Source organism: Aminobacter carboxidus, assembly GCF_014863355.1.
Classification (GTDB): Bacteria; Pseudomonadota; Alphaproteobacteria; order Rhizobiales; family Rhizobiaceae; genus Aminobacter; species Aminobacter carboxidus.
Genome location: NZ_JACZEP010000002.1, coordinates 642,619 through 654,602, shown reverse-complemented (window position 1 = coordinate 654,602; position 11,984 = coordinate 642,619). Strand labels below are relative to the sequence as shown.

Below are 11,984 nucleotides of genomic sequence, written 5' to 3'. Positions count from 1 at the left end.
GTGCATGTTCGACGACTGCCGTATGCGGGGACGCTACAGCGAGCGGCAATGAAATTTTAACCACGTTCATTGAATGCCGGTTAACCGCAACGTGGTTACTGGATGTTCAACGAAATCACTCGAATGCGAAGGAGAGGCTGGATGCGCCGTATCGCAAAATTTGCAACCAACCCTGTGGTCGTGGCCCTGATCGCCTCTCTGGCGATTGCTGGCTGCGCCTCTAAGAAGACCCCGAACAACGCCGCCGATCTCGGCCTCGGCGGCGGTGCCGGCTCGGCTACTCCGGGCTCGTCGCAGGACTTCACCGTCAATGTCGGCGACCGTATCTTCTTTGACACCGACTCCTCGTCGGTCCGTGCCGACGCCCAGGGCATCCTGAGCCGTCAGGCCCAATGGCTGAACAAGTACGGCCAGTACGCCGTCGTTGTCGAAGGCCATGCCGACGAACGCGGCACCCGCGAATACAACCTGGCTCTCGGTGCCCGTCGCGCCGCTGCTACCCGCGACTACCTGATCTCGCAGGGCGTTGCCTCGAACCGCCTGAAGACGATCTCCTACGGCAAGGAACGTCCGGTCGCGGTTTGCGACGACATCTCGTGCTGGTCGCAGAACCGCCGCGCCGTCACGACGCTGTCGGGCGCCGGCAGCTGAGCTGCGCGAAAGCCACCAAATTGAACGAAAGGCGGTCTTCGGGCCGCCTTTTGCTTATCTGGCGGCCTGAAACAAAATTTGGCCGAAGTCTCCGGTCCTGATAAATGACGAGAGCGCATCGGCGCAAAACAACCAAATTCTCTTCCACGGCGAGAGGCTAATGCATTTTCGATCAATCCTGAGTGGCACACTTGCCATCTTCCTTCTGTCGGGGGCTGCAGCGCACGCGCGCGACGGCATCGGCATCGACTTCCCAAAGATCGGCCTGCCGGGCGTTTTCGGCAGCAAGACTGAGAGCACCGAAGCTCCGATCCAGCTCGCCCAGGCGGGCGATCCGCGCGTCACCGCGCTCGAGGAGGAAATCCGCAAGCTCAACGGCTCCATCGAAGAGCTGAACTTCCAGCTTCTGCAGATGCAGGAGCAGATGCGGAAGATGCAGGAAGACAACGAGTTCCGCTTCCAGGAGCTTGAAGGCGGCGGGCAGAAGAAGTCCGACGCAACAGGCAAGACCAACAGCTCGATCGTTGAGGCGCCCACGGCGCCTCAACCCGGTGCGGCGCAGACGGCAACCGCTCCGGCGCCCGGCGGCAATAGCGTCGGAGAGGTGATCACCGAATCCGGTACCGGCGAACCCGGCGCTGTTGCTGGCGGCACCGGCGCGCCGCCGACGACGTTCGGCACCATCACCGTCGACGCCAATGGCAACGTCGTGTCCGACACCGCCAACCCGCAGGCAGCAGTTCCAGCCCAGCCGCAGGCACCTGTCGCAGCACAGCCGGCGCAGCCGCAGGCCAACGGCACCGCGGTTGCCGCCTTGCCCGACACCAACGATCCGGACGAGCTTTACCGCAACTCCTACCAGTTCGTCCTTTCGGGCGACTACACCACCGCCGAACAGGGTTTTCGCGACCACATTTCGCGCTTCCCCGCCGACGCCAAGACCGCCGATGCCCGCTTCTGGCTGGGCGAGTCGCTGCTGGGCCAGAAGAAGTACCGCGACGCGGCCGAGATCTTCCTCTCCGCCAGCAAGGAATACCCGAAGTCCAAGAAGGCGCCTGAAATGATGCTCAAGCTCGGGGTTTCGCTGGTCGGCCTCAAGCAGCGCGAAGTCGCTTGCGCCACCTTCGGCGAAATCGGCAAGCGTTACCCAAGCGTCTCCGGCGCAATCAAGGAGCGGGTCAAGCAGGAACGGGCTCTCGCCGCGTGCTGACGCAGCCGATCGACGCCGATTTTTATCAAGACTTTTCCGAGTTCGACTTCGCCTCGCACACATCGATCGTCGCAGCGGTATCAGGCGGCAGCGACTCGACAGCGCTTCTTCTTCTTCTCAAATCCCATCTCGGCCGGCACGCGCCCACGACGCGGCTTTTGGCCGTGACCGTCGACCACGCGCTGCGCCCCGGCTCGGGCGTCGAGGCCGACCAGGTGGCGCTACTCTGCGCCCGCAACGGCATCACCCATCGCACGATGCGCTGGACCGGCGACAAGCCGTCGACAGGCATCGCCGCTGCCGCGCGCGACGCGCGCTACGATCTCCTGGCCGAGGCCGCGCGGCAAGCGGAAGCGACGATCGTCATCACCGGCCATACCGCCGACGACCAGGCCGAAACGGTGCTGATGCGCGGTACCCGTGGCCCCGGCCGCGGCAGCGCCGGCATGGCGCCGGCGACACTTTTTGACGGCGACATCTGGATCGTGCGCCCGTTGCTTGCAAAGCGCCGCGAGCGGCTGCGCGACGTGCTCAGGCAGCAAGGCACCGGCTGGCTCGACGACCCCACCAATACCAATGCCACCTATGAGCGGCCACGTATGCGGCTGTCGCTGCAACGAGGCGGCGACCAGCATGTTGAAACAGCCCTTGCCGACGCACGGCAGGCGGGTGCAGCGCGCACCGAGCTTGGCGAACGTGCCGCGGCGTTGATCGAAGCCCACGCCAACCGTGTCAGCCCCGGCCTGCTCCGCCTCGATCCGGCATTCGCCCAGGCACCCGACAGCGACGCGACGGCCTATGCGCTGCGCATCCTGGTCGCCGTCGCCGGAGGTGTTGCGCACCTGCCCGACGCGGCGCGTGCGCAAAACCTGCTGAAGCTCCTGACTGGCATTCCGGCTAACAAAAATCCGTCCCGCGCCACATTGTCGCGCGCGCTTGTCGACATCAGGAGCAGCGGCATTTTTGTGCTGCGCGAAGGACGCGGCTTGCCGCCTGCTGTGCGACTGGCGGCTGGACTGTGGGACGGCCGTTACAGGGTCCCGGCAGCGCTGGCTGGACAAGCAGAAATGACTGTCGCCCCCCTCGGTGTGACGGCAGCGGCTGCGATGTCGCCAAAAGCAAATGCGCCGCAAAGTCTTGTCAGGGCGGCACTTGCGGCCGAGCCGGCCTTGTGGCGCGGAGAAGCATCGGCCGGCCTGACGTTTCTAACAAATGCTGACGCGATTGCCGCCCCTTGGGCGCGTTTCCTGCCGGGCTTCGACCTGGCTCCGGCCCGGACGGTGCAAAAGCTGATTGGCGGACGCCCGGTCCCGGCCTCGCCATGCCGCGGTCACATTGGTGTTTGACCTTAACCGAGACTTAGGGACGCGCTTGGCAATGTGGGAGCCCGTGCCTATGTTAGGGGCAAGCTTACTCTCACCACACGCGTTCCCCACGAACGCCAACGGGAAACTCGATGAATCCGAACTATCGCAACTTCGCGCTGTGGGCGATCATAGCCGTTCTGCTCATCGCCCTGTTCAATCTGTTCCAGACCCCGCAGACCCGCGGCGCGTCAAGCGAAGTGGCGTATTCGCAGTTCCTCCAGGATCTGGACTCCGGCCGCGTCAAGACGGTGACGATCGCCGGTGACCGCATCAGCGGCACCTACATCGACGGTTCTTCGACCGGCTTCCAGACCTACTCGCCCGGCGACCCGACCCTGGTGTCGCGGCTTGAGCAGAAGAACGTCACCATCAACGCCCGTCCTGAAAACGACGGCTCCGGCTCGATCTTCTCGGTGCTGCTGTCCTGGCTGCCGATGATCCTGATCCTCGGCGTGTGGATCTTCTTCATGCGCCAGATGCAGTCCGGCTCCGGCCGCGCCATGGGCTTCGGCAAGTCCAAGGCCAAGCTTCTGACCGAAGCGCATGGCCGCGTCACCTTCGGCGACGTCGCCGGCGTCGACGAAGCCAAGGAAGACCTCGAGGAAATCGTCGAGTTCCTGCGCGACCCGCAGAAGTTCCAGCGCCTCGGCGGCAAGATCCCGCGCGGCGTGCTGCTCGTTGGCCCTCCCGGCACCGGCAAGACGCTGCTTGCGCGTTCGGTCGCCGGTGAAGCCAATGTGCCGTTCTTCACCATCTCGGGTTCCGACTTCGTCGAAATGTTCGTCGGCGTCGGCGCGTCCCGCGTCCGCGACATGTTCGAGCAGGCCAAGAAGAACGCGCCCTGCATCATCTTCATCGACGAAATCGACGCAGTCGGCCGCCATCGTGGCGCTGGCCTCGGCGGCGGCAACGACGAACGCGAGCAGACGCTGAACCAGCTGCTGGTCGAAATGGACGGCTTCGAGGCCAACGAGTCGATCATCCTGATCGCCGCGACCAACCGTCCCGACGTTCTCGATCCCGCGCTGCTGCGTCCGGGCCGCTTCGACCGTCAGGTCGTTGTGCCGAACCCCGACATCGTCGGCCGCGAGAAAATCCTCAAGGTCCATGTCCGCAACGTGCCGCTGGCCCCCAATGTCGACCTCAAGGTCGTCGCGCGCGGCACCCCGGGCTTCTCGGGTGCCGACCTGATGAACCTGGTCAACGAATCCGCCTTGATGGCGGCGCGCCGCAACAAGCGTCTCGTCACCATGGCCGAGTTCGAGGACGCCAAGGACAAGATCATGATGGGCGCCGAGCGCCGCTCCTCGGCCATGACCCAGGCCGAGAAGGCGCTGACCGCCTATCACGAAGCCGGCCACGCCATCCTGGCGCTCAACGTTCCGGCCGCCGATCCACTGCACAAGGCGACAATCATCCCGCGCGGCCGCGCGCTCGGCATGGTCATGCAGCTGCCGGAAGGCGACCGCTATTCGATGAGCTACAAGTACATGATCTCGCGACTGGCGATCATGATGGGTGGCCGCGTCGCCGAGGAGTTCAAGTTCGGCAAGGAAAACATCACCTCGGGTGCGTCTTCCGACATCGAGCAGGCGACCAAGCTGGCACGCGCCATGGTCACTCGCTGGGGCTTCTCCGACAAGCTTGGCCATGTCGCTTATGGCGACAACCAGGAAGAGGTGTTCCTCGGCCATTCGGTGGCCCGTACCCAGAACGTCTCGGAAGAGACCGCGCAGATCATCGACGCCGAAGTGCGCCGCCTGATCGACGAGGCCTATTCCTCGGCCAAGACGATCCTGACCAAGAAGAAGAAGGACTGGATCGCGCTTGCCGAAGGCCTGCTCGAATACGAAACGCTGTCGGGCGAAGAGATCAAGCAGCTGATCGCCGGCAACAAGCCCGCCCGCGACATGGGCGACGACACCCCGCCTTCGCGCGGCTCGGCCGTGCCCAAGGCCGGCTCGACGCGCGGCAAGAAGAAGGGTTCGGAGCCCGAAGGCGGCATGGAACCGCAGCCGTCGAGCTGAGGCGCAAAGCCAACTGAATAAAAGACGCCGCTGGGGAAATCCGGCGGCGTTTTTGCATTCGGGGCCTGCCGGCAAGCAAGCTCCATCCATGCTCGGAAGCCACCGCCAAGCTTTCGCCGAACTTGTAGGCGCGGATGCCGCCCATGCTGGGGCGCATCCGAATCGCGTGCGATCGGCAAGCCGCCACGGAAAGCGGGATGGATCATGACCTCAACGCGTCGTTCATTGCTCAAACTGGGACTGGCCGGATTGCTCATGCCTCAAGGACATCTGGGTTTCGCGGGCGAGCAAAATCCCTCGTTCGATGCCTGGCGCCGCGATTTCGAAGCCGACATTCCCGCCAGGATGAAGACCGCGAATGTTGCAGGCGCAGCGATGGCAATCGCGTCAAGGCAAGACCCCATGCTCTACGCGGGCGCGTTCGGCTTCGCCGACCTGAAGCAGCAGCGAAAGCTCACCGTCGACACGCCTATGCATCTGGCGTCCGTCAGCAAGCTTTTCACCGCTTCCGCCCTGGTGCAGCTGTTCGAGCGCAAGAGCCTCGATCTTAGCGGCGACATCAACGATTTCATCGATTTCGAGGTCCGCAACCCTCATCATCCGCAACTGCCAATCACCGCCCGTCATCTCTTGACCCACACCTCGAGCATTTTCGACGAAGGCCATGGCGATGTTTCTTTCCCGGGCGACCCCAAGCAGAGCCTGTCGGACTTCCTGCGAAACTACCTCGTGAAGGGCGGCAGCACTTACGCGCCCGAGACCTCCTTCCTCAAGGCCGAGCCGGGCGCGAAATGGGAATACAGCAACGTCGCCATTGCGCTGGCGGGCTACGTCGTCGAACGCATCAGCGGGACAAGCTTCTCCTCCTATGTGAAGCAGGACATGCTCGACCCACTCGGCGTGGCAAATGCCCACTGGTACATCAGAGAGTTTGGCCCTGACGTGCTGGCCAAGCCTTACACCTTCGAGAACGGCGCCTTCGTCGAACTGCCGCAGCAAGGCTATCCCGACGTACCCGCCGGAATGCTGCGCTGCTCGGTGAGCGATCTCGCAACGTCGCTTCATGCCATGCTGGGAGGCGGTTCGAACGCCATCCTGTCCCAGCCGGCATCAGCCGAAATGCTGCGCCGGCAAGTCGATGCGAAGATCCACCCCTATCAGGGGCTCGGCTGGACCGAGGAGGAAACCGCAAGCCACAAGGTCATCGGCCACACCGGCAGCGACAACGGCGCCTCCAACATCGTCGCCCTGTCGGAAGACAACAGCCAGGTGGCGGCGCTTCTCATGAACAACGACGGCACCCCGGAGAGCGGCGCGTTTCGCGCTTCAGTCATCGATGATCTGCTGGCGGGCGCCAAGCTTGCGAGCTGAGCCCGAAAGCCTGCCCGAATGCTTAGAACGCCGCTGAGGAAACTCGGCGGCTTTCTTTTCATCTCGGGCGCGCGGGCAACGACGCTCAGTTCCGGCTGCCCAACGCCACCCGACACGCCAGCCCGGCAAAGACACCGGCAAGGAAATACTGCGGCAGCTTGCCCAGCCGGACCAACCCGCCCGCCCGTTGGCGCAGGTGGTTGCTCAGCAGGATGACAGCGCCGTTGACGATGAAGCCGATCCCGTTGAGCACCGTCGCCAGCATCAGTGTCTGGCCGATCATCGATCCGGCTTCGGGACGGATGAACTGCGGAAACAGCGCCAGCACGAACAGCGCCATCTTCGGGTTGAGCAGGTTGGTGGCAAGCCCCTCGCCGAGGATGCGCCTTGACGAGAACTGTTTGAGGCTGGCGTCAGGCGCAAAGCCCGCGGGCTTGGATCGCAGCGTCTTCCAGGCGAGGTAGAGCAGATAGGCACAACCGACCCAGCGCACGACCTCATAGGCGATGGGAACGGCGACGAAAAGCTGGGCCAGCGCCAAGGCTGCGGCAAGCGCATGGCAATACGTGCCGAGCGCAATGCCGAGATAGGTCAGGAAACCCGCCGAGCGCCCCTGGCTGATGCTGCGCGAGGCGATGAGCAGCATGTCGGGGCCGGGCGTCGCGGTCAAAACCACCGATGCGGCGGCAAAAAGCATGAGTGTGGAGAAATCCGGCATATCGTGTTCCTCGATTGGAGCCGGAATTCCTGTCTAGCCGGATTTGTGGGATTGGCAAGACGGGCAGCAGTCCATGCTGTTGGGCCATGAGAGGGTCGGCCGACCCGTGGCGCGAAAATGCGAGGCGTCACGTTGATTCCTCAAAAACCCAACCCTTTTCTAAGCTTTTGTGACATAAACTCACCAAATGTGATGCGTTGGTCAGCCCGGCTTGTGGCAAAGCAATCGCGGGTGGACTTCACGGGGACAAGCTAAACATGGCTGGACGCTATTTCGGCACCGACGGCATTCGCGGACGGGCCAACAAATTTCCGATGACCGCAGAGATCGCGATGAAGGTCGGCATGGCCGCCGGCCTGTCGTTCCAGCGCGGTAGTCACCGCCATCGCGTCGTGCTCGGCAAGGACACGCGCCTGTCGGGCTACATGATCGAGAACGCACTGGTGGCCGGCCTGTGCGCCGCCGGCATGGACGTGTTTCTGCTCGGCCCGATCCCGACGCCGGCTGTCGCCATGCTGGTGCGCTCGCTGCGCGCCGACATCGGCGTGATGATCTCGGCCTCGCACAACCCCTACCACGACAACGGCATCAAGCTGTTCGGCCCCGACGGCTACAAGCTGTCGGACGAGATCGAGGAGCGCATCGAAGCGATGCTCGACCAGGACGTCGAGGCGCTGCTTGCCGATTCCGACGGGCTCGGCCGGGCCAAGCGCGTTGACGGCGTGCATGACCGCTACATCGAATTCGCCAAGCGCACCTTGCCCCGCTCTATGTCGCTGTCGGGCCTGCGCATCGTCGTCGACTGCGCCAACGGCGCGGCCTACAAGGTGGCGCCCGCCGCGCTTTGGGAACTCGGCGCCGAGGTGATCCCGATCAATGTCGAGCCCAACGGCTTCAACATCAACGCCGAGTGCGGCTCGACCCATCCGGCCGGCCTGCAGAAGAAGATCCACGAGGTCCGCGCCGACATCGGCATCGCGCTCGACGGCGACGCCGACCGCGTCGTCATCGTCGACGAGAACGGCACCGTCGTCGACGGTGACCAGATCATGGCTTTGATCGCCCAGTCCTGGCAGCAGAGCGGCCGCCTTGCCGGCGGCGGCGTGGTGGCGACCGTGATGTCGAACCTCGGCCTCGAACGCTTCCTCAGTGACATCAACCTCGAACTGCACCGCACCAAGGTCGGCGACCGTTACGTCGTCGAGCACATGCGCGCGCATGGGCTGAACATCGGCGGCGAGCAGTCCGGCCACATCGTTTTGACCGACTATTCGACCACCGGCGATGGCCTTGTGGCAGCACTCCAGGTGTTGGCCTGCATCAAGCGTTCGAACAAGCCGATGAGCGAACTCAGCCGCACTTTCGAACCGGTGCCGCAACTGCTCAAGAACGTGCGCTTCTCCGGCGGCAAGCCGCTCGAGGAAACGCTGGTCAAGGCTGCGATCGAGGACGGCCGCAACCGCCTCGGCAAGACCGGCCGCCTGGTGATCCGCCCCTCGGGCACCGAACCGCTGATCCGCGTCATGGCCGAAGGCGATGACCCGCAACTGGTCGAAACCGTGGTCAACGACATTGTCGGCGTCATTTCAGAGAGCCGCTCGGCCGCCTGAGCAAGTCTCTCATGCATGAAAAAGCCCGCTTCCAGCGGGCTTTTTTCATGGGTCGAAGCAGCCGGCGGCCTATCATGTAACCGCTGATTGCAAAGCATTCGTGGTTAACCGACACGGTTAAGTACACCTTAACCTATACCAAGCATTATCCACGCGGGTTAGTCATGGCCGGGCGCGTTGCGGTCCGCAGGGATAGGGTTATCAGCATGTTTAATATCGGAAGGAACGCATTATTCGCCGCGCTGCTCGTTGGCGTGGCCGGGCCGGCATTCGCAGCCGACATGCCCGAGCCGATCATCGAGGTCGAGCAGCCATCCTTTGGCGGCTGGTACCTGCGCGGCCATATCGGCATGAGCAATCAGCGGGTGAAAACCCTCGACACCGTCCTGTTTGACGATCCGGCGATCATCGACCGCGGCTGGCTCGACAAGGGTGGCTTCGGCTCGGCGCCGATCTTCAGCGTCGGCGTCGGCTACCAGTACAACGACTTCCTGCGCGGCGACATCACCGCCGAGTATCGCGGATCGGCCAACTTCAACGCGCTTGACTACGTCACCTTCGACAGTGGCGGCGGCGTCATCGTGACGAACACAAACGACTATCGCGCCAAGAAGTCGGAATGGCTGTTCCTTGCCAACGCCTACGCCGATGTCGGCACCTTCTACGGCATCACGCCTTACCTCGGCGCCGGTATCGGCGCATCGCGCAACACCATTTCGGGCTTCCGCGACACCAACATCATTGCCGGCGGCGGCGGTTATGCTGGCTCAGAGTCGAAGTGGAACTTCGCCTGGGCGCTGCACGCAGGTCTTGGCATCAAGGCCACCGAACGCATGACCGTCGACCTCGGCTACAGCTTCGTCAATCTCGGCGACGCACGCACCGGCACCATCTACAACGACGATCCGGCCTTCAACCGTCCCAACGACGGTATGCACTTCAAGGACATCACCTCGCACGACTTCAAGCTCGGCGTCCGTTACTCGCTGAACTAAGCGGCCAGTTCTTTCCTTGCCCAACCAACCGCCCGGCCTGCCGGGCGGTTTTTCTTTGCCCGACCACCAGCGTGAAGCACCTGCTAACTAACTGTTATCCTTAACCCTGACTTAACCTCTATGGTTAATGATGCTCCAAACGGCTGCTGGATTCCTGGGCAACACCTGGCGCCATTTCGGGAGAGTGCGATCATGACCTTGACGTCCCGCATAGCGCTGACACTGGCCGCGACCATGCTTTGGCCGCTGGCGGCGGGCGCTGCCGACTACGACCCGCCTGTCGTCATCGACGAGGCGCCGGAATATGTCCCCGTCGAAGTCGGCTCGGGCTGGTACCTGCGCGGCGATGTCGGCTACAACATCGACAAGTCGCCCTATGATGTGACATTCAACGGCGTCGACACGCGCAGCACACCCATCAACGGAAGTGTCGGCGCGGGCTACCATTTCACCGACTACTTCCGCGGAGAGCTGAACGTCGGCTTCCTGTCCAACGACAGATACGACTGGACGGACGGCACCGATCGGATCCGAGCCGAAAGCGACATCTGGAGCGGCATGGCCAACGCCTATGCCGACCTCGGAACCATTGCCGGGTTCACGCCCTATGTCGGCGGTGGTGTCGGCCTGCTCTACTCGAGTCGCCAGGTTGACGACACGTTCCTGGGCATCTCCGATCGCGAAACCCAGTATGCGCTTGCCTATTCACTCGGCGCTGGCGTTGCCTACCGGGTTGCCCAGAACACCTCCGTTGATGTCGGCTACCAGTACCTTTCAGCCCCAAGCCTCGAGTATTTCAACATCCCATCAGGAGAAATGCGCAAGGGCGTCGACTTCCACCAGGTCAAGGTCGGCCTGCGCTACGACCTCTGGTAGGCCCTGAACCCTTCCGAGATAGTTACAGCGGCGGGCCAAGGCCCGCCGTTTTCGTTTGGCTCGGCCAGCAGCAACGTCTTCAGGTGGCTTTCCCGACCCGTCGATACCAGGCATCAAAGCGGGACCACTCCTGGTAGACCCGCTCATAACCCTTTGACTTCATCAGGTCGTCGATGACCTGTTGCGCTGGCGTATAGTTGTGCTCGATGGCAAATAGCTGCACACGATAACGGTCGAAATCGAAGCCAGCGAGGATCTCTGGTTCGCTTCCTTCCGTGTCGATGCTGACAAAGTCGATCTCACTCGGCGCATCATATGAACTGAGAAGATCGTTGAGGCTGATGGTTTTCTGCCTCACGCTTTTGTGGCGCTTACGCAGATCAGCATGCATGTCATTGAAAGCGTGCTGCTCCATCGCCGATATCTGCGGGTTCTTGTCGACAAACAGCATCGTAACTTCCTGCCCAGATGCTTGCCCAACCGGCATCTCGCAAAGCGGAGCAGTGCGGTTAGCTTGGATTGAGGCAGCCATCAGCGGATTGGGTTCCGCGAGAAGGCCAGTCCAGCCGTATTCCTTCTCGAGAAGGTATGTGTTGCTCAGGTGCTTCCCGTCAAAAGCGCCAACTTCGACAAAAAATCCATTTCGCTTTTCGCCCAACTCATGCAGGACCCATCGGTCTTGCTGCAATTGGGCCATGCTGTCCGGACTCCAGAACGCTGGACGAGCGATATCGTCGGAGATTGCCTCAGCGTGAGGCGGCCTTCTCTTGAGTCCGAGCCAAGTTCTTATCCCCACGATACCCCCGGAAGCCGCAACGAGTACCTATTGATCCCGTTGCTTAGACCTCACTCCAGTGGCTTTCAACTGGGTTCAAAATTTCGACCGGCGCAGGTCGATACCGACGACGACAAGAGCCTTCCACCGCGCCACCTCCCTTGCGTCATCCATCTCACCATTGCATTTTCATCCATAGGAAACTATTTTTCCTAGATGATCTGACCTGGGGGCGGACTTGCGTGAACAACTTCCGAAACGAGGGCGGCGGCCGGCAGGGACGGAGGCCGTGCATATGAGATTTCCGAGGCTGTGGATGAGTATCGCCGTGGAAAGCAAAATGAAGCCAGCCGGCAGGAAGCCATTCGGGAGTTGCTGCACGAT

The 11,984-nt window shown here is 62.6% G+C and carries 10 protein-coding genes; 8 read left to right on the top strand and 2 right to left on the bottom strand.

Going from position 1 to position 11,984, the window contains the following annotated elements; translation table 11 throughout:
• The first annotated feature begins 141 nt into the window (after positions 1-141).
• The 5 genes from pal (at position 142) to IHE39_RS10785 (ending at position 6,626) form a co-directional block, all read left to right on the top strand.
• The gene (gene pal / locus IHE39_RS10805; RefSeq protein ID WP_184767951.1) at positions 142-651 is read left to right on the top strand and encodes a peptidoglycan-associated lipoprotein Pal; all 510 of its coding nucleotides are present in this window, start codon (positions 142-144) and stop codon (positions 649-651) included.
• A gap of 160 nt (positions 652-811) precedes the next feature.
• On the top strand, positions 812-1,861 hold the full coding sequence (ybgF, locus tag IHE39_RS10800; RefSeq protein ID WP_192566447.1) for a tol-pal system protein YbgF: 1,050 nt from the start codon (positions 812-814) through the stop codon (positions 1,859-1,861).
• Entirely contained in the window at positions 1,855-3,207 is a 1,353-nt protein-coding gene (gene tilS, locus IHE39_RS10795; protein WP_343070078.1) for a tRNA lysidine(34) synthetase TilS, read from the top strand. The genes ybgF and tilS overlap by 7 nt, the downstream gene beginning before the upstream one ends.
• A gap of 110 nt (positions 3,208-3,317) precedes the next feature.
• Positions 3,318-5,255 (top strand): ATP-dependent zinc metalloprotease FtsH, encoded by a 1,938-nt coding sequence (gene ftsH, locus IHE39_RS10790; RefSeq protein WP_184767953.1) that lies wholly within the window; start codon positions 3,318-3,320, stop codon positions 5,253-5,255.
• Positions 5,256-5,459: 204 nt separating this feature from the next.
• Complete coding sequence (locus tag IHE39_RS10785; protein WP_192566446.1) at positions 5,460-6,626, top strand: serine hydrolase domain-containing protein; 1,167 nt, start codon at positions 5,460-5,462, stop codon at positions 6,624-6,626.
• Between the two features lie 85 nt (positions 6,627-6,711).
• Here the strand turns inward: IHE39_RS10785 and IHE39_RS10780 are convergent, their stop codons facing one another.
• Positions 6,712-7,344, bottom strand: coding sequence for a LysE family translocator (locus IHE39_RS10780; RefSeq protein ID WP_192566445.1), 633 nt, complete (start codon positions 7,342-7,344; stop codon positions 6,712-6,714).
• 257 nt (positions 7,345-7,601) lie between these two features.
• Between IHE39_RS10780 and glmM the strand changes: the two genes are divergently transcribed.
• From glmM to IHE39_RS10765, 3 genes are all read left to right on the top strand, one after another.
• A complete protein-coding gene (gene glmM / locus IHE39_RS10775; protein WP_192566444.1) occupies positions 7,602-8,954 on the top strand; it encodes a phosphoglucosamine mutase in 1,353 nt (450 codons plus the stop codon).
• Positions 8,955-9,160: 206 nt separating this feature from the next.
• Complete coding sequence (locus IHE39_RS10770; protein ID WP_192566443.1) at positions 9,161-9,949, top strand: outer membrane protein; 789 nt, start codon at positions 9,161-9,163, stop codon at positions 9,947-9,949.
• A gap of 192 nt (positions 9,950-10,141) precedes the next feature.
• Entirely contained in the window at positions 10,142-10,825 is a 684-nt protein-coding gene (locus IHE39_RS10765; protein ID WP_192566442.1) for an outer membrane protein, read from the top strand.
• Between the two features lie 79 nt (positions 10,826-10,904).
• Here the strand turns inward: IHE39_RS10765 and IHE39_RS10760 are convergent, their stop codons facing one another.
• On the bottom strand, positions 10,905-11,522 hold the full coding sequence (locus IHE39_RS10760) for an FkbM family methyltransferase (protein WP_192566441.1): 618 nt from the start codon (positions 11,520-11,522) through the stop codon (positions 10,905-10,907).
• Positions 11,523-11,984: the final 462 nt, after the last annotated feature.